14 protein-coding genes and 1 tRNA gene are annotated in these 26,963 nt (G+C 61.6%); 9 read left to right on the forward strand and 6 right to left on the reverse strand.

Translation table 11 applies throughout. The features are described from left to right. Positions 1–217: 217 nt before the first annotated feature. From HMPREF2836_RS03210 to HMPREF2836_RS03220, 3 genes are all read right to left on the reverse strand, one after another. A complete protein-coding gene (locus HMPREF2836_RS03210; protein ID WP_070629435.1) occupies positions 218–1,444 on the reverse strand; it encodes an NAD-dependent epimerase/dehydratase family protein in 1,227 nt (408 codons plus the stop codon). 33 nt (positions 1,445–1,477) lie between these two features. Further along, complete coding sequence (locus tag HMPREF2836_RS03215; protein WP_070629436.1) at positions 1,478–4,474, reverse strand: alpha/beta fold hydrolase; 2,997 nt, start codon at positions 4,472–4,474, stop codon at positions 1,478–1,480. Between the two features lie 83 nt (positions 4,475–4,557). Beyond that, positions 4,558–5,613, reverse strand: coding sequence for a 3-oxoacyl-ACP synthase III (locus tag HMPREF2836_RS03220; RefSeq protein WP_070629437.1), 1,056 nt, complete (start codon positions 5,611–5,613; stop codon positions 4,558–4,560). A 321-nt stretch (positions 5,614–5,934) separates the two neighbouring features. On the opposite strand from HMPREF2836_RS03220, the gene HMPREF2836_RS03225 reads away from it, so the two are divergent. The 6 genes from HMPREF2836_RS03225 to adhP all read left to right on the forward strand — a co-directional run bounded on the left by HMPREF2836_RS03225 (position 5,935) and on the right by adhP (position 15,813). Then, positions 5,935–9,234: a chromosome segregation SMC family protein gene (locus HMPREF2836_RS03225; RefSeq protein ID WP_246822812.1), complete on the forward strand. Its 3,300-nt coding sequence runs from the start codon at positions 5,935–5,937 to the stop codon at positions 9,232–9,234. Between the two features lie 219 nt (positions 9,235–9,453). Next, a complete protein-coding gene (trpB, locus tag HMPREF2836_RS03230; protein WP_070629439.1) occupies positions 9,454–10,788 on the forward strand; it encodes a tryptophan synthase subunit beta in 1,335 nt (444 codons plus the stop codon). Next, entirely contained in the window at positions 10,788–11,642 is an 855-nt protein-coding gene (trpA, locus tag HMPREF2836_RS03235; RefSeq protein ID WP_005505666.1) for a tryptophan synthase subunit alpha, read from the forward strand. Before trpB ends, trpA begins: the two co-directional genes overlap by 1 nt. Beyond that, positions 11,642–12,661 (forward strand): prolipoprotein diacylglyceryl transferase, encoded by a 1,020-nt coding sequence (gene lgt / locus HMPREF2836_RS03240; protein WP_070629440.1) that lies wholly within the window; start codon positions 11,642–11,644, stop codon positions 12,659–12,661. The genes trpA and lgt overlap by 1 nt, the downstream gene beginning before the upstream one ends. 299 nt (positions 12,662–12,960) lie before the next feature. Beyond that, a complete protein-coding gene (locus tag HMPREF2836_RS03245; RefSeq protein ID WP_070629441.1) occupies positions 12,961–14,343 on the forward strand; it encodes a phosphoenolpyruvate synthase in 1,383 nt (460 codons plus the stop codon). Between the two features lie 429 nt (positions 14,344–14,772). Further along, positions 14,773–15,813, forward strand: a complete 1,041-nt coding sequence (adhP, locus tag HMPREF2836_RS03250; protein WP_005505671.1) for an alcohol dehydrogenase AdhP — start codon at positions 14,773–14,775, stop codon at positions 15,811–15,813. Between the two features lie 934 nt (positions 15,814–16,747). Here the strand turns inward: adhP and HMPREF2836_RS03255 are convergent. Both HMPREF2836_RS03255 and HMPREF2836_RS03260 read right to left on the reverse strand, forming a co-directional pair. Continuing rightward, entirely contained in the window at positions 16,748–18,694 is a 1,947-nt protein-coding gene (locus tag HMPREF2836_RS03255) for a GH25 family lysozyme (RefSeq protein ID WP_070629442.1), read from the reverse strand. Between the two features lie 628 nt (positions 18,695–19,322). Beyond that, complete coding sequence (locus HMPREF2836_RS03260; RefSeq protein ID WP_049354549.1) at positions 19,323–19,895, reverse strand: flavodoxin domain-containing protein; 573 nt, start codon at positions 19,893–19,895, stop codon at positions 19,323–19,325. 523 nt (positions 19,896–20,418) lie between these two features. Between HMPREF2836_RS03260 and pyk the strand changes: the two genes are divergently transcribed. Beyond that, complete coding sequence (gene pyk, locus HMPREF2836_RS03265; protein ID WP_070615941.1) at positions 20,419–21,882, forward strand: pyruvate kinase; 1,464 nt, start codon at positions 20,419–20,421, stop codon at positions 21,880–21,882. 244 nt (positions 21,883–22,126) lie between these two features. Here the strand turns inward: pyk and HMPREF2836_RS03270 are convergent. After that, positions 22,127–22,209, reverse strand: a tRNA-Leu gene (locus HMPREF2836_RS03270). Between the two features lie 359 nt (positions 22,210–22,568). Here HMPREF2836_RS03270 and ffh point away from each other — a divergent pair. Further along, positions 22,569–24,146, forward strand: coding sequence for a signal recognition particle protein (ffh, locus tag HMPREF2836_RS03275; protein ID WP_005505683.1), 1,578 nt, complete (start codon positions 22,569–22,571; stop codon positions 24,144–24,146). Between the two features lie 118 nt (positions 24,147–24,264). Further along, the gene (locus HMPREF2836_RS03280; protein ID WP_070629443.1) at positions 24,265–26,958 is read left to right on the forward strand and encodes a hypothetical protein; all 2,694 of its coding nucleotides are present in this window, start codon (positions 24,265–24,267) and stop codon (positions 26,956–26,958) included. Positions 26,959–26,963 lie beyond the last annotated feature (5 nt).

Below are 26,963 nucleotides of genomic sequence, written 5' to 3' on the forward strand. Positions count from 1 at the left end.
CTCACGCTAGGTAGAAGCTTACGACAGGTAAAGGCTTACGACAGGCACAAGCTCACGCTAGATATGCGAATGACGGCGTAGCTACGTTCCTCCCGTACGGGGGATGTAGCTACGCCGTCATTTGTATAAACCTCAGTTGTATAAACCGGGGGCCGGGGAGTCAACCCGAAAACCACCCTAACAAGAAGCAACTGGCGGCTGTACCTATCGCCTGCACCTAGCGGCTGTACCTGTCCCCGTAGAACAAGCCCAGACGCTCGTAGCCTTCCTCAATCGACACGGCGGGCTCCCACTGCAGAAGCTCGCGGGTGCGGCGCTGATCAAACCAGTGCGCGGTCGACAGCTGCTCGGCGAGGAACTCCGTCATCGGCGGCTCATCACCGGCGGTCACGTTCTTCGGCAGACGCTCCCAGACGCGCTCAATGACCTTACCCGCCAGGGCCGCAACCTTCGCCGGAACCGAGAAACGCGGGGCGGGAACGCCCACCGCCTCACAGAAACCACCCAGTAGCTCAGCGATAGTGCGCGGTTGGCCGTTCGTCACCACCAGCGCCCGGCCCGCAAAAGCGTCGAGGCGCTGATAGCCGCGCACCACGGCGTCCGCGGCGTTATCAATGTAGAGCGTATCAATCAGACCCGTACCGCCAGAGAGCAGCGGCAGACGGCCCGCGGCGGAACGCTCCAGAATACGCTCGACCAGCTGGGTATCGCCCGGACCCCACATCAGGTGAGGACGCAACGCACCCACGCGCAAAACCCCGCCACCGGGCAGGGCAGTGCCGTTCGCCTCCAGGGCAAGAAGCTCAGCGGCAGCCTTCGAACGCGCATAGTTACCGCGCGCATGCTCCGGGGACGCCACGCCGGCACCGTCACCCACAATCGCCGCGCCAGCATGAGCCACCGACGGCGACGAAATGTACAGGAACGAACCCACCGAATGGTTCAGCGCCGCCTGCAACAGGGTGCGGGTGCCCTCAATGTTGATGCGCTCATAGTCAGCCCACTCGCCGCTGACCGAAACCTTCGCCGCGGCATGCACCACGCCGTTGACACCGGTCATCGCCAGATCCACAGCCTGCGCATTCGTAATATCGCCGCGCACCTGCTCAAAACGCGGGCGAATCGAATCGGGCAGAAGCGCCGCAATACCCGAATCGCCACGCTGAAAAACGCGCACATCATAGCCGGCACGTAGCAACGCCAGCACGCTCTCACGACCCAGCAGGCCGCTCGCACCGGTAAAGAGGATGCGCTCGCCAATACGCGGCGCGAAATCGGGCTCCTCAACCGGGCGCAGCGAACGCGGGGCGGGGTCAGTGTAGCGTGCCGCGAGCGGCTGCGCAGGCTTGCGGAACCGAGCCGTCGGGGAGGTCACCGCATGCGAAGTTGACAGGCGGGGTGCGGGCTCGTGGGAAGAGGACTCACGCGAAGAATGAGGGGACATCATACTCCTTAGACTTAGGGATCCGGCAGGCGCTTACGCCCCCGCAAGGACCTTCGACGCCCACTCACCCAGGGCGGGGCGGTCAATCTTCGAATTGTGGCGAATATCGGTCGGGTGCTCGTGCACCACCAGCACCGCGGCAAGCTCCACGCCGGTATCCTCGGCAACCTTCTGGCGCACCAGCTGCGACAGCTCGAAGGGCGCCACACCCTCCGCAATGGGGAAGCGGCGCGCGCCGGGCACGCGATCGAGCAGGGCACGCTTGAGACCCGACGCCGACTGGCGCGCCTCCAACGCGGCAGTATTTGCGGACGCCTCAATGACCAGCACCGGGGCGGCAGTACCGGCAGGGCCCACCGCCACCAGGGCGGCGCGGCGCACCTCGGGCAGCGACTCGGCGGACTGCTCAGCCGCAACCGGGGTCAGCACACCCTGCGAAGTCAGCAGCACGTGCGCGAGGCGGCCCTCAACCCACAGGCGACCCGAAGCGTCCAGGTGCCCGACGTCACCGGTATGATGCCAACCCGGAGTGCTAATGGACTGCTCCTCAGTCACCCACAGGGTGTCGTAGCGGTCCTTCACATGCGGTGCCGACACCAGAATCTCACCGGTCACACCCGGCTCATGGGTCAGCTCATCCGCCACCGAACCGTCCTGCAACAGCGGCGCAATAGCCACCGCCGCACCGTACACCGCGAAACCAACGCACACGCCGTCACGGGCGAACGGGTCAAGCACCTCACCGGCAGCATTCGGGGTGCCCTCAGCAATTGCCTGGCGAATCATCTCGAAAGACACATCGGTCACCGGCAGACCCTCGGTCATACCGTAGGGGGTGTGCAGGGAGGCGTTCGGCACCAGGGTGGAGAGCGCCTCCAGCAGCGGCACGGGAATCGGCGCGCCAGCGCTCAGCACAGTCTGAACCTTGGCCAACGCCGCACGCTGCTCAGCGTTCAGCTCATCGGCGGTTGCCACCACATTCACCAGGGCGGCGGGGGATGCAAACACGACCGACGCATCAATAGCCGCCGCAGCAGACGCCAGGGCAGAAGCCGTCAGGGTCTTCGGGCGGGTCACATCCATCGTCGGGGTCACGCTGGTAGCACCCAGCGCCGGGCCCAACAGTGCAAACGGCGCGAAGCCAGCCACCAGGCCGCTACCGGGCGCAAAACCGTACGTATTCGCAATGGCGTCGCGCATACCCGCCAGCTGACGCTGCGTGTACACCACACCCTTAGCCGGGCCGGTCGAACCGGAGGTGTACAGCACCGCCGCATCAGCATCCGGCACGGGGGAGGGGAACTCCACCACGGTCGGGGTGGGCACCGGCGCACCCGGAGTACCGTCAGCGGCGGGCGCGGTAAACACCGAACCGGCAACGCCCAACAGCTTCTCCTGCACCGAACCCAGCGGCTCCACAGAAATACGCACACCCGGCCACAGCAGGGTACGGGCGGCACTGAGCGCGGCGGGAATACCCACCAGGAAGCTCGGGTTAGCGCCCTTCAACGCGCGAGTCAGACCCGGAATACCCAGACCGGTATCAGCCACCACAATGACAGCGCCCAGCTTCATGCAGGCGTAAATCAGGGTGGTCAGGCGGGCACCCGGAGGCACCATCAGGTTCACGCGGTCGCCCGGACGCACACCCAGGGCGTGCAGGCGGGTCGCAGCAGCATTGACCTGCTGGTTCAGCTCAGCCCAGGTCAGGGTCACAGAAACGGAGGTGCCGTCGCCCTTGGGGTCCATGTCCACCACGGCGGTGGAGGCGTCATTGGCGCGTTCGGTGAGGGCTGCGAGCATGGGGCGGAACGCCGCGGGAACAGCGCCCTCAGCGGTAGCGCCCTCGCCGGCAGTAAGACCGTGGCGGCGCGCGCGGGCGGCACGATGCTCCGCCTCCGCATTACGCGCCGGAACCAGCATGCCGTCCTCCAGCGTGCCGAAAGTCTGCGCAAGCCACGAAATCATGGGGGAGGCAATATCGTAATCCTCAATGACCAGGTGCGAGGCCTTCTCGTAGCGGTGCACCTTCGCCTGCGGCATGCGCTCCATCAGGTCGAACAGGTAGCGGCGCTGGAACACCGGGTCCTTCGTGCCCCACTGGAAGAACGCGGGCACATCCAGGTCACGGATCTGCTCGGCAATACGCTGCATCGGCGTATAGGAAGGAATATCGGTGCCGGTCGGAATATCGCCCACAAAATTACGCACACCCTCACGCCACGCCGAATGAGCGTACGGCGCACGGTACGTACGGTAAATCGCCTCGTTCAGAGGGCTCGGGTACAGGCGCTTGGGCTGCTGACCCACCGGCTGCGGCAGGGCACCATCAAGCGCCCCGGCACCGACAGAACCCGGCGCGGGCAGGCGGCCCTCATTCTGAGCCAAACCCAAGGTCACATCAATAAACGCGGTCGAATCGTGAGTACCCCACTCGTGCACACCCAACGCCAGGCGCAGGGCAGCAGGGATATTCTCAATACCGTCATGGTAGACCGCGGTGTTCGTCAGCATCACGCCCGAAAGAATCTCACGATGCTCCAGCGCCCAGCCAAAGGACACCAGCCCACCCCAGTCATGGGCGAGAGTCACGACCGGCTTATCGGTCTCATCCAGGCCCAGCGCCTTCGTGAAATCACCCAGGTCAGCGATACGGTCGGTCAGGGAGCGGCGCTCACCCTCCAAATCCAGGTGGGTGCGCTCCGAATAACCCATATCAATCTGATCAACCGCAACCACACGCCACGGGGCGCGCTCATTCACACCCGCATCCAGCACGGTACGCCACAGGTACGACCAGGTCGGGTTACCGTGCACGCACAGGATCGTGCCAATCGGCTCCAAACCCTGCTCGACCAGCACCGGAAGGTTATCCAGGTAGTGCCAGCGGCGCGCGCCAGCCTGCTGCGCCCGCTGCTCAATGGGGGCGGAGGTGGGCACCTCCAGAAGATGGGAGTAGCGCGGGTTCACGCCCGCCCATTCCTCCGGGTTATACGGGGGCTGAGCCTTAGGGAAGTTCAAATGGCGCATGCTGGGAATCCTTCCGGATCGAATCGGTGAATGTCTACCGCAAAAGCTAACGGGGTGCCGGCTAACGGCTGCTGGCTAACGGGTTACCACTGAATCTCAAGCAGGGCAGTGTTCAGACCAGAACCCACACCCATGCACAGAATACGGTCGCCTTCCGTGTAGGTCGGCGCGCACTCGGCGAGAGTCATCGGCAGAGCCGCCGCAGCCACATTACCCCACTTCGGGAAAGTCATAGGGATGCGCTCACGCTCAATACCGACCGCCTCAATAATGGCGTTCGTGTGGGCGTTAGAAATCTGATGGGTCACGTAGGAGGTCATATCGTTCCACTCCCAGCCGTCCTGATGCGCCTGCTCCCAGGCCTGCGCCACCAGCTCCAGGCCGTGCTTGAGCAGGCCCTCGGCGTCAGTGTTCATGCCCTGATCCGCCTCGCCACCGATGCACAGGTTACGGTGCTCAGTGCCCGCGCGGGACACCGAACCAACGATGCGGTGCCCCTCCGGGTGGCGGTCAGCGCGACCAATCACAGCCGCCGCCGCACCCGAACCGAGGGTCAGGGTCGCGAACTGAGCCAGCACATCCTCGCGGGTCGAATCGGGGTTGTTCAGGATGCGCACCGCGGTACGGTGCCACGGGGAGGGGTCCTCGCCAGCGACAATCAGGGCGTAGTCGATAGCGCCCGCATCAATCATGGTGGAGGCGACAGTCATCGCGTTCACAAAGCCCAGGCAGGCGTTCGTAATATCGAAGTTCAGGGCGTGACGCGGCAACTCCAAGCGGTCGTGCACACCCACCGAAACGGCGGGCTCAAAGTTATCGCGAGTCACCGAAGCGTTAATCAGCAAGCCAATCTGGGAGCGGTCAATACCCGCCTCCGCAATAGCCTTCTCGGCTGCGGCAACCACGCCGTCCTCGAAGGTCTGGCCTTCAGCCCAGCCGCGGCGAGTGCTAATACCGGCAAGGCGCTCCAGCAGGCCCTTGGGCATACGCAGACGCTTATAGGTTTGGGCCAGCTGCTCATCGAAGTAGTCGCTCGTGACGACCTCCGGAGGCAGCTCATGGGTAATAGACAGCAGAGCTGCATTAGCGTGGCGAATGTCAGAGTTCGTGCCGACCTTATCGGCGGATGCATTCAACAATGGTGTGGCCCTTGAAAATAGAAGTCAGTGGGATACATAGAAAAACGCGGGGATGCGAACAGCGGCCCCGCAGAATTCGTGATGCTCATTCCAATCTACCGCACCGACCGGGCGAACCCGTATCCGTAGACCCAATATGAACGCGCCCGTTCACCCCGCGCGTAAGATGATGCATAATGAGGAACTTTGAACCCTCTTCACCCCGTGCACGTTCACGCCGCCCGCCCGCCGCACCGCGTACACTAGAGGGATGCCGCCATGCACCACAGAACGTGCCCGGCACACACCAGTTCTTCTGCAGAAAGGCCCCTTGTGCACCTGATGTCGCTGACCCTGCGCGGGTTCAAGTCTTTCGCCTCCGCCACCACTTTTGAGTTCACCCCCGGCATTAACGCGGTGGTCGGACCCAACGGCTCCGGCAAATCCAATGTGCTGGATGCGCTCGCCTGGGTTATGGGCGAGCAGGGCGCTAAGAGCCTGCGCGGCGGCAGCATGAAGGACGTTATCTTCGCGGGCTCCGGCGAGGTTGGTTCGGGCGACGGCGCCCAGCGTGCGCCCCTGGGCCGCGCCAAAGTCACCCTGACTTTCGATAATTCTGACGGCACCCTCAGCATTCCCGCTGATCGGGTGCAGATTTCGCGCACCATGTTCCGCTCCGGCGGCAGCGAGTACGAGATTAATGGCTCCCCGGCGCGCCTTGCCGACATTCAGGACTTGCTCTCGGAGGCGGGTCTGGGTCAGCAGATGCACGTGCTCGTCGGCCAGGGTCAGCTGGACGCGGTCCTGCACGTCACCGCGCAGCAGCGCCGCGACATGATTGAGCAGGCGGCAGGCGTGGTCAAGTACCGCCGCCGCCAGGAGAAGACCAGCCGCAAGCTGGAGTCTGTGGCATCGAACGTTACCCGCCTGAGCGACCTGGTTGCCGAGCTGGATTCGCAGCTGCAGCCGCTGAGTGAGCAAGCAGAATCCGCCGCGACCGCGCGCCAGCTGCAGGCGCGCATCCGCCAGCTGGAGGCGGTACTTTTGGCCCGTCAGCTGGGTATTCTGCAGGCTGAGCAGACGCAGGCTCTCGCCTCCGAGGCGGAAGGTACCCGCCGCGCCGAAACCCTGAAAGAACAGCTGGAGGCGGCGCGCGCCGCATCCGCGAAGCATCAGCAGGAGCAGAACCGCCTGAACGCCGAGGTCACCGCCTGTCAGAAGGCCGTGTCGACCCTGCGCGAGTCCGCCGCGCGCGTGCGCACCGTGCAGTCCATCGCCGCCGAGCGCGTGCGCACCTACCGCGTGGAACTGACCGAGGCAACCGCCGCCGCCCGCGCCGGATACGAACGCGCCCTGGAACTGCTGGAGGAGCGCCGCGAAGAGGCAGAGCGCGCGGTGGAAAGCTACGCCAGCTTTGAGGAACGCTACGATGCGGCGCTGAAGAACGTTGAGAAGGCGGCGTCCGAGGTGGCGCAGACTGAGCGCGCCTCGGGTGAGGCGGCGCAGTCTCGTGCCCGCGCGCAGGCCCGGCTGGATGCCGCCCGCGCCGCTGCGGTGGAGGCGACCCGCGCCTACGCGGCGGCGGCTGAACGTGCCGCAACTCTGCGTGAGGCGCTGGGCCAGAGCCTGGGCGAAGCACCCGCCGAACTGGACGCTGAATCTGCTGAGGCGGTGTTCGACCCCGAGACCGGCGAGCTCATGGATTCTTCGAGCGAGGGCACGAGCCTGCTGCGCGTGCTGGACGCCGTGCAGATTGACCCCGAGTACGCGCGTGCGGCGTCTGCTGCGCTGACCTCACTGGCGACCGCGGCGTTGAGCGTGCCGGTTGAGGGCGCCGAGGTGTCGCAGCTGCGCGGTGATAAGGGTGATGAAAGCAGCGAATCTGCCGCGAAGGAACCTTCAACAGAACTGCCCGAATCCACCCTGCCCGAATCCTGCGCCACCGAACTGCGCGAGCTGGGTATCCGCCCCGCCACCGAGATGATCGAACCGCTCAGCGAGGACGCCGCCGCACTCGCCGGTATCGACGAGGACGCCCTGGCGCGCGTCACCGCGGCGCTGGGTGAGCGCCTGGCGGGCGTGCTGTTCGCGCCGGATGCCGCCTCCGCAGAGCAAGCCCTGCACCTGCTCGCAGAGAGTACCCTCGCAGGTCAGCGCACTATCTGGCGTATTTTTGACCCCGCAGGCACCGAGCACACCCGCTACAGCCTGCTCTACCCGGCTGAGGGCGCCAGCCCCCTGGAACTTGCCGCCGCCTACCGCGCCGCCTCCCAGGTCGTGACCCGCACCCGCGCCGAACTGGACGAAGCCGAACAGACCGTTCAGCAGGCTCAGACCGCGGCAGAATCGGCGGTCGAAGCAGAACGCGAGGCAGCGAAGGCGGCGGGCGTGGCGAGCGCCGAGCATGCCCGCGCCCGCGCCCAGGCGGAGTCCCTGGAAGCCTCCGCGCAGAATATTCAGAATGAGCGCGCCCGCCTGAACGAGCGCCTCACCGCCGCGGAGGAATCCGTAGCCGAAGCGCGCACCGCCTACGAGTCGGCGCGTACCCGCGAGGATTCCTACCTGGCGGGCACGGGGAAGCAGGCTCCCGCGGCGACCATTGAGCGCCGCGCCCAGCGTCTGGGTGAGGTGCTTGCCGAGCAGGTGAGCGAGCGTGAGCAGCAGCTGCACGAGCTGAGCGGCGCCCTGAAGAACGCCCAGGAGGGCCTGACCAGCACGAACGATGAGGTGCAGGATTTGCAGGCGGCGCACGCGGCGGCGCTGACCCTGCTGGCGCGCACCCAGACGGAAGCGGCGCGCGTGCAGGAGCGTGTGCAGGCGCTGGCTGAGCGTGCCCGCCTGGTGACCGGTTTGACCCTGGAGCAGCTGGAGGAGGAGTACTCCGAGCAGCTGCCGGTTGACGTGCCCGCAGATGAGACTTCCGAAAACGCAGCCTCCGAAAATTCCGCTCCCGAAACGGCATCAGAGACTACCGAAGCCTCCACCGAGAGCGTGCGCGCTCGCCTCAAGGCAACCCGCGCCGAACTGGAGGCGCTGGGCGCCATTAACCCGCTGGCGCTGGAGGAGTACGAGGCGCTGTCCGAACGCCACGCCTACCTGAATCAGCAGATTGAGGATTTGAAGGCGAGCCGCCGCGACCTGAACACGGTCATGGACGAGGTCAGCAGCCATATTGCGGAGGTGTTCACCGCCGCGATGGAGGACATTAACACCCACTACCGCCGCATCTTTGAGACCCTGTTCCCGGGAGGCGAGGGCCACCTGGAGCTGGACGACCCCTCCGATCCGCTGAATTCGGGTGTGGAGATTCACGCGCGCCCGGCGGGTAAGAAGGTTAAGCGCCTGTCGCTGCTGTCTGGCGGTGAGCGTTCGCTTGCTTCGCTGGCGCTATTGATTGCGATTTATATGTCTCGCCCGTCGCCGTTCTACGCCCTGGATGAGGTTGAGGCGGCGCTGGATGACCGCAACCTCTCGCGCCTGCTGCAGGTGATTGGTGAGTTGGGGGAGCGTTCGCAGCTGATTGTGATTACGCATCAGAAGCGCACGATGCAGATTGCGGAGACCCTGTACGGGGTGTCGATGCGCGGTGGCGTGTCGACGGTGCTTTCTCAGCAGATGGAGGAGCTGCGCGAGCTGCTGTAGTCCGCCGCGCACCCACCCCGGCGAACGTCACATGTCCTAGGAATGGTCATGTGCACTCCGGGGTACAGGTCACCGCCTGCGCACGGGTACTATAGGGGGATATGTGCGAACACCGCCCACCTATTCGCGGTTGGCGTGGTGTTTCGCTGTGATCAGGCCTGATGCCCCGCCCTACCCGCGGTGCGCATCCGGCGGCAACCATCCAGGGAAGGAATAGTGATGAGCGAGAACCTGGCAGATGCTTTCCTCAACGGCGAGTCGTTGAAGAATGCCCCCGGCCCCTATTTTGGTGAGTACGGCGGGCGGTGGATGCCCGAGTCGCTGATTGCCGCCATGGATGAGCTGGAGGCAACCTTTAACGAGGCGAAGAACGACCCCGAGTTCATTGCTGAGTTCCAGCGTCTTTCTGCTGAGTATTCGAACCGTCCGTCGCTGCTGACTGAGGTTCCGAAGTTCTCTGAGCATGCTGGTGCGCGTGTGTTCCTCAAGCGTGAGGACCTGAACCACACGGGTAGCCACAAGATTAATAACGTGATTGGTCAGGCTCTGCTGGCTAAGCGTATGGGTAAGACCCGTCTGATTGCTGAGACCGGTGCGGGTCAGCACGGTGTTGCGACTGCTACCGCGGCTGCGCTCTTCGGTATGGAGTGCGTGGTCTACATGGGTGAGGAAGACACTGAGCGTCAGTCGCTGAACGTGGCTCGTATGCAGCTGCTGGGCGCGAAGGTGATTGCGGTTCAGAACGGTTCCCGTACCCTCAAGGACGCCATTAATGAGGCGCTGCGCGACTGGGTTGCGAACGTTGAGAACACCCACTACCTGCTGGGTACCGCTGCGGGTGCGCACCCGTTCCCGGCGATGGTGCGTTTCTTCCACGACGCTATCGGTGAGGAGGCGCGCGAGCAGATTCTGGCTGAGACTGGCCGCCTGCCCGATGGTATTGCTGCCTGCGTGGGTGGCGGTTCGAACGCGATCGGTCTGTTCCACGCGTTCTTGGACGATTCGTCGGTTGAGATTTACGGTTTTGAGGCTGGCGGCGACGGCGTGGAGACCGACCGTCACGCGGCGACCATTACTCTGGGCCGCCCGGGCATGCTGCACGGCGCGATGACCTACCTGATGCAGGATGAGGACGGTCAGACCATTGAATCCCATTCGATTTCTGCTGGTCTGGATTACCCGGGCGTGGGTCCGGAGCACTCCTACCTGTCCGATATTGGTCGCGTGACCTACGAGCCGGTCACCGATACTGAGGCGATGGATGCGCTGAGCCTGCTCTGCCGCACCGAGGGTATTATCCCGGCGATTGAGTCCTCGCACGCTCTGGCGGGCGCGTTGCGCGTGTGCCAGCGTTGGGCTGCTGAGGATCCGGAGGCGGCACGCGAGAAGACGATGATTGTCTGCCTGTCCGGTCGTGGCGATAAGGACATGGAGACCGCGCTGAAGTGGTTCGGTCTGGGTAAGGCGATTCCGTCCTCGACCCTGATGACCGGTAATAAGGAAGCTGCCGCATCCGCTGCACAGAACGCACAGGCTGAAAGTGAGGCTAAGTAATGAGCTACCAGGACGCTATTTCTCAGTCGGCACCTTTTACGGTGCTGGATGGTTCTTTCCCCGCTCCGAATGCGCAGTCGCCTCTGGCGGCTCGTCTGGCTGAGTGCGAGAAGCAGGGCCGTGCGGCGCTGATCGGCTACCTGCCGGTGGGCTTCCCGACCCTGGATGAGTCGATTGACGCGGCGATTGCTCTGGGCAATAACGGCGCGGACATTATTGAGCTGGGTGTGCCTTATTCTGATCCGGTCATGGATGGTCCGGTGATTCAGAAGGCTACCGGCGTGGCTCTGGAGAACGGTTTCAAGCTTCCTCAGCTGTTTGAGGCGGTCCGCCGCATTACCGAAGCGACCGACGCGGTGGTTGTCGTGATGACCTACTGGAACCCGGTTCTGGCGTACGGTGTGAAGAACTTTGCGCGTGATTTGGCGGCTGCCGGCGGCGCGGGCATGATTACCCCGGACCTGGTGCCTGATGAGGCGTCGGCGTGGTTTGAGGCTTCTGACGAGTACGGTCTGGATCGTATTTTCCTTGCTGCTCTGTCTTCTTCGCCGGAGCGTCTGGCGACTATTGCGAAGGCGTCGAGCGGCTTCGTGTACGCCGTGTCGGTGATGGGCGTGACCGGTGCCCGCACCTCCGTGTCGGAGGCGGCTCGCACCCTGGTTGCGGACATTAAGGCTGCCGGTGCGCCTCGTGCGTGCGTGGGTCTGGGCGTTTCGACTCGTGCCCACGTTGAGGAGATCGGCGAGTATGCGGACGGCGTGATTGTCGGTACCGCGCTGGTGAAGGCTTTGGCTTCTGGCGGTGTTGAGGCGGTGGCTAAGCTGACCCGTGAGCTGGCGGGGCGTGAAGGCTAATGTCTGATGTGCTGTCGCTGGCGAGCGTGCCGGTAGCTAACGTGCTGGCTTCGATTCCGCTGGGTTCGATTCCTTCGCCGAGCGTTTCGTACCTGCAGCTGGGCCCGTTCCGTGTGCATTTTTATGCCCTGTGTATTCTTGCGGGTATGGCGGTTTGCTTGTGGCTGGGTTCTCGCCGTTGGAAGGCGGCGGGCGGTACCCCTGAGCGCGTTTTTGACGTGGCGATGTGGGCTATTCCGGCGGGTATTATTGGTGCCCGCGCCTACCACGTGCTGATTACTGACCCGGGTAGCTATTTCGGTCCGAATGTTGCTGATCCGTGGGCTTTCCTGAAGATTTGGGAGGGCGGCATCGGCATTATGGGTGCCGTGTCGGTTGGTGCGTTGGGTGCCTGGTATGGTTGCCGCCGCTACGGGATGAATTTCCCTGCTTTTGCGGATGCGGTAGCGCCGGGTATTCTGCTGGCTCAGGCGTTTGGCCGCTGGGGTAACTGGTTCAACCAGGAGCTGTTCGGTAAGCCGACGACTCTGCCGTGGGGCCTGGAGATTAGCACTTCGAGTGGTAATTTCCCCTCGCAGTATCCGGCGGGTACGCTGTTCCACCCGACGTTCCTGTACGAGTCACTGTGGAACCTGCTGGGCGTGGCGCTGCTGCTGTGGCTGGGCAAGAAGGGCGTACTGAAGCTGGGTCAGACCCTGTGGCTGTACGTGTTCTACTACGGCGTGGGTCGCCTCTTCATTGAGATGTTCCTGCGCATCGATACCTCAGAGATGCTCTGGGGCGTTCGTATTCACGTGTGGACGGCTCTGCTGCTGGTTCTGCTGGGTGCTGCTGGTTTTGTGGTGGCTGGTCGTCGCGCTGCGGCGAAGGCTGCAGCGGGTATTGAGCCGGCTCCTGCGGAGTTCGCTCCGAAGCCTGCCGCAGATGAGTCTGCAGAGGGTGCTGAGGAGAAGGCGTCTGAGAAGGCAGAGCCCGCCGAGGATTCTGACTCTTCTGAGTCTTCGACGAAGAGCTCCTAGCTTTCATCTTCTAGCTTTCGTCTTCTAGCTCTATCTAAATTTCATAGAAAAACCGCCGGATGGGGGAGTGCCCCCGTCCGGCGGTTTTTTATGCCCGCTATTTGTGCTTGCTGTCTGTTTCTTGCTGGTGGATGTTCTCATGGTGGCATATGCCGGGACCCTGCGTGGATTTGGGCTGTTGAGAAGGCATAATAGAGGTATTGCGTGTGGCGGGTTCCCGCGTAAAGGGGCATGAGGCTCTTTGAGTGCCCGTCGCGTCTGCGTTTAGAAACACCCACTCAACGTACAGGATTTTTATCGTGAGCTCTTCTGCCGGCGATTCTTCGCGTCCCGTTTCTCCTTCTTCTCGTCCGGGTCTGACCCGTCGTCGTCTTGTGGCTGGTGCGGCGTGGGCTGCTCCGGTTGTTGTGACGTCGTCGGTGATTCCGGCGTATGCGGCTTCTGATGAGGAAGGCGAGTGCACCGGCCCTTACGAGGATTCGACGATGGTCACTGCCGGTGATGGCGTGAAGAAGGTTGCCGTGCTGACGGTTCCTGCGGGCGCTAAGCGTATGCGTTTTACCGCTGTGGGCGGTGCTGGCGGCACGAACTACACTGTGGCTGATGCCGGTTCCGGCGCCATGGTGGAGGGTTCTATGGCTGTGCGCGGCGGCCAGACTATTACGTTGACTGCCGGTTCGGGCGGTATCGGTAATGGTGAGCTGAAGCCCGCTGAGGGTGGCGACGGCTACGGTGTGGGCGGCTCCTCGAAGGCTTCTTCGCCGGTTCCTGCCAACGTTGTTTCTGCGATTAATGATTTGACCCGCATTTCTGGCGGTGTGACCGGTCGCGGTGGCATGAGCGCTGTGCTGTATTCGGCGTCCGGCGGTGGTTCGTCCGCTATTGAGGTGGATGGCGTGCCCATGATTGTTGCCGGTGGCGGCGGCGGTGCTGGCGTTCTGGCGTCGTATGCGACGGTTCTGCCGAACCCCGCGAATGCGGGTGCTGTGCGCCCGACCGCGCACTATTCGCTCGATAGTTCCGGTGGCGAGCACCAGTTCAGCACCGGTGGTGGCGCTGGTTCGGGTGACGGCGACGGTTCGCCCGGTTTTGTTGGTTTCACCTCGTATGAGGCGCAGTCTAATCCGATTCTGACGGTGAACCCGGGTTCGGGTGCCGCCGGTGGTGTGGGCGGCGCTGGCGGCGAGAAGCTGAACCCGCCGACTGTTGATGGTCCGGTGATTGGTTTTTCGAGCACCTCCACCCAGAAGCTGATGAGCACTGCGACTGCCGGTGCGGCGGGTGCGAGCGGGTTCCCTGCGAAGGGCGCCGATGGTGTGGCGAGCTATTCGTACCAGTGGGATCAGACTCCGGAGGGTACCGATAACCGCCCGTCGAACGCTGGTGAGCTGTTTAACGGCTACCAGTCTGTGGTTTCTGGAGGCGGTGGCGCCGGTTATGGCGGCGGCGGTTCCGGTGCTGCGTTGAGCGTTTCGGCTCGTGTGGTGTCGCAGAAGTGGAATAACGATTCGGCTCGTGCCCGCTATGCGGTGGGTTCGGTGCAGCTGGCTGGCGGTGGCGCTGGCGGCGGTACGTTCATGGATTCTACGGTGCGCATCATGGATTTGGGTTGGGCGTTGAACGCTCCGAATGGTCCGGGTGAGCGTGGCGCTGGCTATATTGAGGTTGCTTTCTGCTTCTAGGCAGCTAAGTCTCATCGGCTAAGAGTTCCTGTGAGCCTGTAGGAATCGTATAGGTGCAGATTGAACCCTTTCTTTAGGGTGGTATGCGCCTCAAACTTAATATTTAAATTTTTTCTGAGTGCCTCCCAAACCGCTTATTTGGGAGGCATTCTCATCTTCTGTGTTGTTTCGTCATAGCGTCATATCAACCTTTGGCGGTTTAGCGCATTGGTCGGAATAGACCTTATCGAAAGCTCATCCTTGCTCGTGAGAACGCCTCTATCTAACCCCTCTGTCATATTCGGGGAAGGTCCTTTAGATTGGCGGCTCATCATTTTACGGTGGAAATGTAAAGAATACGCGCGCTCACCCCGCTAGGTTGCAAAGCGCAGATTGCAGATTGCAGATTGCGGCTTGAGCGCGGCCACCGATGACTAAGGAGTTTAGGTCATGTGCAAGGAAACCATGAAGGCTGTTGTTGTCCCTGAGAAGGTTGACGGTTCGGTTGTTGTCCGTGAGGTTCCCGTTCCGGCTGTCGGTTACGGCCAGGCGCTCGTGAAGATTGAGTACTCGGGCGTGTGCCACACTGACCTGCACGTGGCTTCCGGCGATTTCGGTGAGGTTCCGGGTCGTATTCTGGGTCACGAGGGCATCGGTCGTGTCGTCAAGGTCGGCGAGGGTGTTGAGTCCCTGAAGGAAGGCGACCGCGTATCGGTGGCTTGGTTCTTCGAGGGCTGCGGCCACTGTGAGTACTGCACCTCGGGCCGTGAGACCCTGTGCCGTTCGGTGAAGAACGCAGGCTACTCGGTTGATGGCGGCATGAGTGAGTACACCCTGGTGACCGCTGATTACGCTGTGAAGGTTCCCGAGGGCCTTGACCCGGCACAGGCAAGCTCCATTACCTGCGCTGGTGTGACCACCTACAAGGCAATTAAAGAGTCGCTGGTTCGCCCCGGTGAGTGGCTGGTTGCTTACGGTGCGGGCGGTCTGGGTAACCTGGCTGTTCAGTACGCTAAGAAGGTTTTCGGTGCCAAGGTTATCGCTGTTGATATCAACGACGACAAGCTGGCTCTGGCTCGTGAGACCGGTGCTGATCACGTCATCAACGGCCGTGAGGTTGAGGATGTTCCGGCTCGTATTCGCGAGCTGACCGGCGGTGGCGCTCACGCTGCTGTGGTGACCGCGGTGTCAAAGGTTGCGTTCAACCAGGCTGTCGAGTCGGTTCGTGCGGGCGGTTCCGTGGTGGCTGTTGGTCTGCCTTCGGAGATGATGGAGCTGTCCATTGTGAAGATCATTCTGGATGGCATCCGCGTGGTGGGGTCCCTGGTGGGTACCCGTCAGGATCTGGCGGAAGCGTTCCAGTTTGGTGCTGACGGCATCGTGGTTCCGGTGGTTCAGTTGCGTGAGGTTGACGAGGCACCGGCTGTCTTCGAGGAAATGGCGGCGGGTAAGATTACCGGCCGTATGGTTCTGGACTTCGCTAGCCTCTAGGCTGGCGGATGGTTCGAGGCGCCCGGTAGGGCTTCAAGGTCTCACTCGGCTGGGGACCTGCCGGTAGTTTCGATGGTTATAGCGCCTAGGGCGCATCCCGTGTGGCGGGGGAGTATGGGTACTCTTTCTGCTGTGCATACGACGCGGGGTGCGCCTTAGTGTTTTTAACGCGGCGTTTTAGGGTTCCGAGTTTTGAGAGCCGTTATCGTGAGGAGCTGAAAACCTCTGTGAGTACTAGGCACCTAAACGTAATATACGCGGGAATTTATTTTTGAAAATATCGGGGAATATCTCAAAATTTTCACAAAATTAGTTCAATATAGCATTTTGTTTGACATCTATAGGCCTCAAAATGCATACTTGTATTGTAAACATTCAACCACTGGTTGAAGCGTAATATTTGCCGAAGAGATAGGTTTCGAACGCCCCTGCACCTACCCTAGATGTAACGGGATATGACGTGTGAAGGTTTCGGCCCTCCTAGATATCGATTCCTTCTCCCAGAACGCCATACCCGGGTGAATTTCAGCATCTTCGTACCGTGCCGTTATTCACCGTTGAGTCCTTAATTCCGGCCAGGCGCCCCTCTAGACACCTTCGGATTGAGGTCTCACCAACGATTAGTGTGGGCCCCACGGACATAGTCAATGGGGACTATGTCCGCCACACTAATCCGGGGCTTTTAGGACACTGCATGACTTCGTGGTGGTTCGCCCGCCACGCTATAAATTTACCTGCCGGCACGGGTAACATAGCCGGGTTCTCTACTCACTCGGTAACCCACCCGCTGCAGAACGCATCTTGATTTTTGTGTTGTTCAGAAGATGCTTCCTGTAGCAAAAGAACGAGGGGCACCTCTGCCAGGTGCCCCTCGTTTTTATATGCGCGTTGCAGTGTTTATTAGCTGCCGCGCCGTTGAGTAAATGCCACGCTCTTAGTAGATACCGCGCCGCGCGGTCCAGCGGATCGTGCCACGCTCAAAGTCCATGTAGTACACGCCGTTCGCGTAGGACTCGTCGCCGCGTGCCGCACCGTAGCGAGCGGTATTCTTCTCCCAGTACTTGAAGATTGCGCCGTTACCGTTGGTCTCGTACGCACCGTACGCATCAGACCAGAGCAGTACCTTGCCGGAGGCGAATCGCACCTGAGCACCCGTGGAGGTGGCGGTTTCATCGGTCACCGGTGCACCCCAGGTGCCGCGGTGCTGCAGGAAACGGTGGTAGAACGCGCCGCCGGTGTGCAGGCGGTGGGTGCCGGTCTGTGCGGACCACACGTAGGTGGTGCTGCCGGTGAATTCCTGCTTGATGATGCCGTTGCCCAGATTCTGCTCGTCAGTGGTAGGCACGCCCCTCATGCCAGCTGCACGCCAGGTCGCGTAGATGGAGCCGCGCTCATTGATGATGTGGGTGCCGTACGCGTTGGACCAGTAGGCGCCCTCACCGTTAGCGAAGGAGACTGCGATGGTGTCGGAGCGGGTTTCCTCGTCGGTGGTCAGGCCGCGGAATCGTGCCACGTCCGAGCGGAACTTATAATCCAGGCCGCCGTTGGTGACCAGCCAGTGCGAACCGTGAGAGTTCGTCCAGTAGATGGTCTTGCCGTTGGTGAACTTCTGCGCATACACGCCGTGACCCAGAGAGTACTCGGTGCCAATCGGGTTGCCGTAGAAGGAACGATTCTTATTCCAGAAGTTACCGATGCCGGTGCGAATATCAATGGAACCGGTCGCGGTGGTCACCACGTTCGAATCCTGTACCGCGCGGTCTTCTGCCGAACGGTCTTCCGCTGCGCGATCCTGGCCGTTCGACCAGTTGCGGTGCACCGCGTTGGGGTTCTTTGCCAGAACCTTCAGATCGTTCACGGTGCCGGGGAAGAAGTTCGAGTCACCCACGAACGGGCCCGAGTCAGTGAACTGCCAAATGTCGTAGCCGCTCCAACCCGCCGGAATCGCACCGACCACGGTCGAGTAGCTTGCCAGGTGTAGCGGCAGAGCGCCGAACTGCGGCGAACCCACGCAGTGCGACCACCAGGAGGTTGCGGTGTACACCATCGGGGCGCGACCGGTCAGTGAACGGTAGGTGTCCACAAAGTCGCGGGTCCAGGCAGTCAGCTGCGCCGGGGTCATGTTGTAGCAGGTGTTGCCGTAGGCGGGGTAGGGATTGAACTCGATGTCCAGCAGACCGGGCAGGGTCTTGCCGTCGGCAGTCCACGCGCCACCATTCTGCACGAAGTAGCGTGCCTGATCGGCACCCGAGGAGGTGCGGGGGTTTGCGAAGTGGTAGGCGCCGCGCACCATGCCGACCTGCGCCGAGCCGTTGTACTGCTGACCGAAGTAGGGGTTGGTGTAGTAGGTGCCCTCGGTTGCCTTCACGTAGGCGAAGCGGGAACCTGCGGCGTAGGCGCTCGCCCAGTCCACGTTCTGCTGGTGCGAGGAGACGTCCATACCGAGGGTGCCGCCGGAGGGGGTCCATGCGGAGCGGCCCTGTGCCAGCGCTTGACCGGGTGCCAGTGCCTGACCGGCTGCCGGAGCTCGACCAGCTCCCAGACCCTGCGCGGAGCTCTGGGTCGCGGAAATACCGCTCAGGGTCGCGGTGGAAGCGGGGGAGGTGGCGCCGGTTCGCGCGTTGGCGGTGCCCAGGCGTTCGCGCTCGCCCGCACCCATGGCGGGGTTGGAGCGTTTGACCAGGGATGCATCCGGGGCGGGGGCGTAGGTGAGCTCCTCGTAGGATGCGTTGGGGTTGACCTCTGCGGCTGCGCTCGCGCTGGGAGCGGCGAAGGCGGCGGGAACGGAGGTGAGGGATGCGGCGACCAGGGAGAGTGCACCTGCGGACGCCATGATGGAGCGGGCTGCCGCGGAGCGCGCGGCAGTCTGGAGTTTCTTCATAGATTTTGCCTGTGTTTGAGAGGTGGATGTGCCGATGTGGCCCTGTGCGGGGGCTTCTGGCACGAGTGAATATGTGGGGTAGTTGAAGTGATGTGTGTCGGTTGCCGGGTATGTCAAGCGGCTGACACAGCTAACAGCGTACGGTACCTGCACCGATGTGCGCAATGATTTGGGGTGTCATTCTGGCGGCATATCTTTCGCAGAGTGCACAGTAACCTGGAATCTTTGGGGTGTCTGTTTTACTTTGTGGCTTGTCGGTGCATTTATTGGCTCAAGTTTTTGGGACAAAATTTTAGGCACGCGACACGCCGAGGCGTTGCGAATTTCACTCTGTGGACTGCTCTGTCGGAGGCTACGCTGCCGGGGCTTTGGTTTGTGGGCATAAGGAAAGGGGTGGGCCGCACACACAAAGACCCACCCCTCATGTTCCGGGTACTGTATTTGGCGCGGCCTCGCACCGGCACCCGGAGTTTCATGGTCGATGCAGGAGAGATGAAGAGTCATCGACCACGTATATGGTGCCTGTTGGCACGTTTTTCTCGGCTCTTCCCGCCCGCTCTTTCAGGTTCTGGTGTCCGGCTGAAAGAGACGGGTGGGAAGAGGCGAAAGCTTGTGTTTCCCGAAAGGCTTAGAGGAACTTTGCGATGTCCTCAATCAGCGGCTTGAGGGTCTCGCGATCGATGTACTCAGCCTTGCCAGTCTTGTAGCATTCGAGCATCTGCTGAATGCCCTCGTTCGGGTGCGGGTTCGCCATGAGCCATGCGCGCACCGGGCCCTTCAGGGCGGTCTTGTGAGCCAGCGAAATCTTGTCGAAGTCGATGCCGCCACGCAGGTGGTAGACGGGGCGACCTTCGGTCAGTTCGGGGGTGTAGCTCTTGGCGACAGCCTTGTCCAGTAGCTTCTTGGAGTATTCACCGGTGAAGGAGACGGTGAAGAACGCGGTGCGGTTCTTCTTGGGCGCAATGATCGGCAGGATCTTCTTGCGAAGTGCCGGTGCGCCGTTGAGGAATCCACCGTAGTCGCTACCGGCAATGACGAAAGCGTCGAATGCCTCAGCCTGCTCGGGGGTGACCTTGGAGGCGGGGACAGTCTCAACCTCGGGGGCCTGCGGGAGTGCACGCAGATCTTCTGCCAGCCAGGTGGCGTACTGTTCGGTGTAGCCGTAGGTGGAGCCGAAGATAATCAGCACGCGAGTAGTCATCTGTGAACCTTCCAGATATATTTCGCATTTCAAATACTAATTATGGGTTCCAATATAGGCTAGGCGCGCGAAAATGTGAAATCGCCCAGCTTTTGGATACCCCATCTATCTTCTCATAGCCCACTCTGAGTGTCTCTATGTTTTTGAAACACGCCCGAAGGTTCTCGAGTGTGACTAAATATTGCACAGTGCCCATTTTCTATAGGTAAAAAGCACCCTAATTTACTTTCTGGGCGACATGGAGGCGCGGGGACTGTGAAGTGGGTTTGGGTGAGGTGAACAGTAGGTGGGGAAGGGGTGTATAAAATGCGACGTGAAACACAATTTCTTTGGTGGAAAGAGTTGGGAGAAGCATACCCAAGAGGGCGCAAAACCCCTATAATTGAGAAAGAGTCCCACGCATCCGGCATGTGGTTACCTGTTAGAACACGTGGGAATAATTGGGAATTTGACGTTAGTCTTCCCCGGAAAATCAGTGTGAGCCCTCAGGGGTCACATGAAACAACACACAAAGGTTAGGTACATGAGGCGCGCAAAAATCGTTGCAACCATCGGTCCGGCAATCGAGTCCCCCGAGAAGATCTCCGAGGCAATCAAGGCTGGCCTGAACGTCGCCCGTCTGAACATGAGCCACGGTGACCACGCCGAGCACCAGGCACGCTATGACACCATCCGTGAAGAGTCTGCAAAGCTCGGTAAGGACGTTGCTATCCTCGCCGACCTGCAGGGCCCCAAGATTCGCCTCGAGCGTTTCGCAAACGGCAAGGAATACCTTGAGCCCGGCGCAGACTTCACCATCACTTCCGAAGACGTTGAAGGTACCGCAGAAATCTGTGGCACCACCTACAAGGGTCTGCCCGGCGACGTAAAGCTCGGCGACAAGCTCCTGCTCGACGACGGTAAGATCCGCCTCGAAGCTATTGAGGTAACCCCCACTCGCGTTCGCACCCGCGTGGTCGTCGGTGGCCCCATCTCCAACAACAAGGGCATCAACCTGCCCGGCGCAGCAGTCTCCCTGCCCGCGCTGACCGAGAAGGACGCAAACGACCTGCGCTTCGCACTGAAGATGGGTGCAGACATCATTGCGCTCTCCTTCGTCCGTACCGGTGCAGACGTTGACCCCGTCCACAAGATCATGGAAGAAGAGGGTATCCGCGTACCCGTTATCGCCAAGATCGAGAAGCCCCAGGCAGTTGAGAACCTGCAGGACATCATCGACAAGTTCGACGGCATCATGGTCGCTCGTGGTGACCTCGGTGTTGAGCTGCCCTTCTCCGAGGTTCCCCTCGTCCAGAAGAAGGCTATCGACATGGCACGCCGCTGGGCAAAGCCCGTCATCGTGGCAACCCAGGTGCTCGAGTCCATGACCGACAACCCCGTCCCCACCCGTGCAGAGGTTTCTGACTGCGCTAACGCAATCCTCGACGGTGCAGACGCTGTGATGCTCTCCGGTGAGACCTCGGTCGGTAAGTACCCGATCCTGACCCTGCAGGCTATGGCTGCAATCGTTCAGGATACCGAAAAGGGCGGCCTGTACCGCGTGCCCGAGCTGGACCGCAAGCCCCGCACCCGCGGTGGCGCAATCACCCGCGCAGCAGTGAACATCGCTGACCAGCTGGACGCAAAGCTCATCGTTACTTTCACCCAGTCCGGTGACTCTGCACGTCGTCTGGCACGTCTGCGTCCCGAGACCCCGATTGTTGCGTTCACCACCAGCTCGAAGGTTCGCTCCTTCCTGTCCATGCTGTGGGGTGTTGACGCTGAGCAGGTTGAGATGATCACCGATCAGGAAGGTCTGTTCCATTTCGTGGACGAGTACCTGCTGAAGAACGGTCTGGCAGAAGCTGGCGACCTGGTCGTCGTTGCTGCCGGTGCTCCCGCAGGCCGCGCAGGTACCACCAACATGGTTCAGGTACACCGCGTCCACGGTGCTGAGGGCGAGCGCGAGGCTCTGCGTCCTTACGAGGAGGACGAGGTCAAGCGCTAAGCCGCTCACCAATCTTTTTCGATGTGTAGCTGAGGGTAATCCTCAGCCTGCACGCTAGGTATATAGAACCGCCGCCCGGTCGTGAACTCTCACGGCCGGGCGGCGGTTTCTTACGTCTTTAGCTTTATTGTGTCTTTATCTTTCTTGTGCCTTTATTGTTGCCGCATCCGATGTGCGGGTGGGGTACAGAAGCGGATACAGAAAAGCGGCGGGAAAGCTTGAATCTTTCCCGCCGCTTTTGCGTTGGTGCCCGAGGTGGGACTCGAACCCACACTCCGAAGAACCTGATTTTGAGTCAGGCGCGTCTGCCAATTCCGCCACTCGGGCGTATCACGCATTTGTGCGTAACACCTTTAGAATTCTAACCCAGGCTGTCTAGAAAATCTAATCTATCTGACGTGTTGAGCATGCTGAGGCGGGGTGCGGAACATCTGCTGAGGGTTTCTGTTGCGCCTCTACACGGGGGTAAGTCTGATACCTGCCGCACATTTGCTGAGGGGTGCGGGAGGGGACGTTGAGTGTAAATCCTGGGCATAAATCCTGAGCTCAGGGTGAACCGGCGCCACTTATCCACAGCGGAGGCGGGGGAGAAAGCGCGCATCCTGTATCCTTAAAGACTGACTAACCATCCCCGTTCGCCTTCGCGGCTGGGGGCCACCTCAACGTTAAGAAAGTGATCACGGCTCGTGTTCAATTCTCTCTCCGACCGCTTGACGGCAACTTTTAAGAACCTGCGCGGCAAGGGCCGCCTCTCCGAGGCAGACATTGATGCAACCGTCCGCGAAATCCGCCGCGCCCTGCTCGACGCTGACGTCGCCGTCCCCGTGGTCCGCGAATTTACCGCCCACGTGAAGGAACGCGCTCTTGGTGCGGAAGTTTCCGAGGCGCTGAACCCCTCCCAGCAGATCGTCAAGATTGTGAACGAGGAGCTGGTGAGCATCCTCGGCGGTTCGACCCGCCGCATCAACATGGCGAAGAGCGGCCCGACCATCATCATGCTGGCGGGTCTGCAGGGTGCCGGTAAGACCACCCTGGCGGGCAAGCTGGCTCACTGGCTGAAGGGCCAGGGCCACACCCCGATGCTGATTGCATCCGACCTGCAGCGCCCCAATGCGGTGACCCAGCTGAAGGTTGTTGGTGAGCGTGCGGGCGTGCCCGTGTACGCGCCGCACCCCGGTGTGACCAGCGAGTTTGACGTACCCACCGGCGATCCCGTGCAGGTGGCGCGTGACGGTGTGGCTGAGGCTCGCGCTAAGCTGCACGACGTGGTGATTGTCGATACCGCGGGTCGTCTGGGTGTTGACGCTGAGCTCATGCAGCAGGCACGTAACATTCGTGACGCTATTGAACCGCACGAAGTTCTGTTCGTCATCGATGCGATGATCGGTCAGGACGCCGTGAACACCGCTAACGCCTTCAACGAGGGCGTGGACTTCACCGGTGTGGTCCTGTCTAAGCTTGATGGTGACGCCCGCGGTGGTGCAGCGCTGTCGGTGGCTTCGGTGACCGGCAAGCCGATTATGTTCGCGTCCACCGGTGAGAACGTCACTGACTTTGAGCAGTTCCACCCGGACCGTATGGCAAGCCGCATCCTGGATATGGGTGACATCCTGACTCTGATTGAGCAGGCTGAAGCTCAGTGGGATAAGGCTGAAGCCGACCGCATGGCGAAGAAGTTCATCGATCAGGAAGACTTCACTTTTGAGGACTTCCTGGCTCAGATGCAGCAGATTCGTAAGCTTGGTTCCATGAAGAAGCTGCTCATGATGATGCCCGGTGCGGCTCAGATGCGTCAGCAGCTTGAAGCGTTTGATGAGCGCGAGATTGACCGCGTGGAGGCGATTGTTCGCTCCATGACCCCGCATGAGCGTGTGGCTCCGCGCATCATTAACGGTTCTCGCCGTGCCCGTATTGCTAAGGGCGCGGGTGTGACTGTGTCTGAGGTGAACCAGCTGATGGAGCGTTTCGCTCAGGCTCAGAAGATGATGAAGAAGCTCGCTTCGGGCAAGATGCCCGGCATGCCCGGTGGTATGCAGATGCCCGGCATGGCGGCTGCGGCCGGTGGCGCTCGTAAGAACGCGAAGAACAACAAGAAGAAGAAGGCTCGCTCCGGCAACCCGCAGAAGCGTGCGGCGCAGGAGGCGGCAGCAGCTAAGGCGCAGCAGGCTCGCGCCGGTGCTGCATTCGGTCAGCAGGCTCAGAACCAGGAGATGGATCTGTCCAGCATGAACCTGCCGAAGGGCTTCGAGAAGTTCCTGCAGTAAGAGCAAATATGAGCCCCGGTAAGGGGTGGTACGGGTGCGCACGTAGTGACGGGGCGCACCCGTACCGGTATGGTGCCCGGTTTGGGCATATGAATGGGTGTGTGAAGGGAAGGTATCAATGGCTCAGAACGAGCAGAATTGGGATCGAGAGAACGCGGATGATCAGCTGAATGAGCAGGTCACGCCGTGGTCTCAGCGCGCCTTCGCTGATGATGCTGTAGAGGACCCTGCCGGTGCATCTGCCGCTGAGTCTGTAGAAGAGCCTGCAGGCGACTTCTCGGAAGACCTCGCGGGCGATCTTGAAGACGGCATCGCACACGACTTTGCGGACGGCTTCGACGATGATTCGAGTATCCTTCCCGGGTACACCCCCGTCTGGGCGCGTATTGCCCTCGAGTACGGTGAGCACTCCGCCGAACTGGCTGGCGACCTCGTCTACTCGAGCGAGAGCGACGACCCCGCGGTCGACGACGTTGCCGCAACCATTCTGAACCTCATTCGTGAAGCCCGCAGCATGCACGATGAGGTGAAGGCGGAAGACCCCGATAAGCAGCGCGCCTGGAATGACCGCACGAGGGTTGACCGCCTCGCCGCCGCCCTGGAGAGCGAAGAGTGGACCGTCGATAAGCTCACCGGCATGTGGGATGACGCCCCCGCACCCGCCGGTAGCGGTGAGTCGGATAGCCCCGAGTACCTGCGCGCCCAGGATGAGGAGCGCACCGCCGAGAAGCAGCGCAATGAGCGCATCGAGCAGACCATGGAGCTGGAGGAGAAGATTCAGCGCCGCCGCATCATGGCTCGTTCCACCACCGATGAGGAGCTGATTGCCGCCCTCATTGAGGCGACCGCCGCCTCCCCGGAGCTGATTGCTTACGAGATGGGTGAGCATCAGGTGCAGCTCTATGTGCTGTGCGCCGTGGATGATGAGGGCTACATGAACGTGCTGGAGGTCGCTGACGGCCACCTGTACGTGGGTACCCCCGTTGAGGATTACGTGGCGCAGCTGGTGGATCAGCTGCCGGTTACCGGTGCCGCCCTCGAGGGTGAGGCGACCGTGTGGGAGGAGCTTCCCGGTGGTCAGGGTGAGCTGGAGTTCCTGGTGGACGGTGACGCCGCCATGCTCGTTGACCTGCCCATTGACATGATTACCGGGCTTCTTTTGGCGTACCTTCCTGCCGGTACCCGGCAGGTTGTTGCCGCGCCGGCGGGGGAGTGGACCCTCATTTCTGCCGACCCGGTGGATCTGATGGCACTGCTGGGCCTGCTGAACTGCAACGCCCTGATTGCTGAGGGTAACGCGAACCAGCAGCACCTGGTGGTCTATGAGGAGCCCGCCCGCGAACCCTACTCGGATGAGGAGTGGTACCTGGAGGCGTTCGGTGAACCCTACGAGAATATCGTGGAGGAGTTCACCTGGCAGCGTGTGCCTAAGCGCCTGAACCGTGCCCTCAGCCGTGAGGAAGTCGCACGTTTTGGCGGCGTGTTGGAGGATCTGCTGTCGGAGCTTCCCGGTAGCGCCCCGGAGCTTTCGGGTTCGAAGATTTTCGGTTCCGATGAGGAAGAAATCGAGCAGGGCATCGCTAATGTCATGGCGATGTTTGGTGTGGAGGCTGATTCCATTACCGGCCGCCGCCTGAACGCGTACCTGCGCGATACGAGCAATATCCTGGCGCTGGAGTCGGTGCTGCAGCTGCTGGATGTTCCCACGGAGCTGGCGCTGGTTCCGACCACCGGTTTTGATGTGGCGTCGATTAGCACGTCTCGCGTGTTCGGCAACGAGGATGAGGAGCTCGCGCAATCCGCCGATGCGACCGAATCTATTGATGCTGAGGCTACCTTCTCCGAGAGTACTCCCGCCGAGGATGCTTCTTTTGACGATGAGGAGATTGAACCCTACCCGGGCGGCTACACCTCGCCCCTGGACCGTAGCTACCGCCTGGTGGCGACCGGCCGCCGCGTGACCCTCTCCGAGTGGATGGACGCTCTCAACAACGCGCACATCCCCTACGAGTACACGCACATGGGTTCGCCGGAGGGTTCTGCGCCGGATTCCTTCGTGGAGACCGAAGAGGGCTACCTGTCTCTTGACAGCGCCCTGCACGAGGCTGACTCTTCGCCTACCGAGGAGCAGGCATCGCACGAGGCAAAGGTAAGCCAGCAGGCTCCCGAGCCTTCTGCCGCGCTCGCACCTCAGAACGAAGCCGCCCCGAGCGTTGAGACCGTGCCCGATGCTTCCTCAAGCTCTGCAGATCAGAGTCCTGCACCCCAGGCCCCCGCACCGCAGAGCACCTCCGCTCAGGGCTCTTCCGCTCAGAGTCCCGCGCCTCGTTCGCGCCGCAAGCGCCTGACCCCGGAGCAGATTCGTGCGAAGACCCGCCGTGTGGGTCTTGTCCTGGGTGCGGATGTGACGGCTCAGAGCGCTATCGCTCTGACCTTGGCGAATGTGGCGCGCCGCCGCCGTGCTCAGGGTAAGGCGAGCCGTAAGTTCTCGGTGGCGGCAGCACTCTTCGCCCTGAACGCTACGGTTGAGTCGGCTCTGATTCCGACGGTTCTGCGTTCATTTGAGCAGACTCAGATGAAGAAGCATGCCCGCCCGGTGGCGGATGCTGAGTTGGTGCATCCGGGTGACACCGCAGGGGAGCAGCCCTCGACCAAGAAGCGCACTCTGATTGATGATTTGCGTGAGGGCCACTACCGCACGGTGGAGGATGCCGCCCCGTCCACGGAGCAGGCACCCTCTGGACTGCATGAGCGTGCCCTGGGTATAGTGCGTAGCATCAGGCAGCGCGCTGCGAAGAAAACCGACCGCTAAAGGAA

Origin of the sequence: Rothia sp. HMSC065C12 (genome assembly GCF_001812085.1) — a bacterium.
In the GTDB taxonomy this organism is placed as follows: Bacteria; Actinomycetota; Actinomycetes; order Actinomycetales; family Micrococcaceae; genus Rothia; species Rothia mucilaginosa.

Excerpts from the sequence above, each read along its gene's own strand:
- pyk (WP_070615941.1), top strand. The coding sequence starts at position 20,419 with ATGAGGCGCGCAAAAATCGTTGCAACCATCGGTCCGGCAATCGAGTCC.
- trpB (WP_070629439.1), top strand. The coding sequence starts at position 9,454 with ATGAGCGAGAACCTGGCAGATGCTTTCCTCAACGGCGAGTCGTTGAAG.
- adhP (WP_005505671.1), top strand. The coding sequence starts at position 14,773 with ATGTGCAAGGAAACCATGAAGGCTGTTGTTGTCCCTGAGAAGGTTGAC.
- HMPREF2836_RS03215 (WP_070629436.1), bottom strand. The coding sequence starts at position 4,474 with ATGCGCCATTTGAACTTCCCTAAGGCTCAGCCCCCGTATAACCCGGAG.
- lgt (WP_070629440.1), top strand. The coding sequence starts at position 11,642 with ATGTCTGATGTGCTGTCGCTGGCGAGCGTGCCGGTAGCTAACGTGCTG.
- HMPREF2836_RS03225 (WP_246822812.1), top strand. The coding sequence starts at position 5,935 with ATGTCGCTGACCCTGCGCGGGTTCAAGTCTTTCGCCTCCGCCACCACT.
- HMPREF2836_RS03280 (WP_070629443.1), top strand. The coding sequence starts at position 24,265 with ATGGCTCAGAACGAGCAGAATTGGGATCGAGAGAACGCGGATGATCAG.
- HMPREF2836_RS03210 (WP_070629435.1), bottom strand. The coding sequence starts at position 1,444 with ATGTCCCCTCATTCTTCGCGTGAGTCCTCTTCCCACGAGCCCGCACCC.
- trpA (WP_005505666.1), top strand. The coding sequence starts at position 10,788 with ATGAGCTACCAGGACGCTATTTCTCAGTCGGCACCTTTTACGGTGCTG.
- HMPREF2836_RS03255 (WP_070629442.1), bottom strand. The coding sequence starts at position 18,694 with ATGAAGAAACTCCAGACTGCCGCGCGCTCCGCGGCAGCCCGCTCCATC.
- HMPREF2836_RS03260 (WP_049354549.1), bottom strand. The coding sequence starts at position 19,895 with ATGACTACTCGCGTGCTGATTATCTTCGGCTCCACCTACGGCTACACC.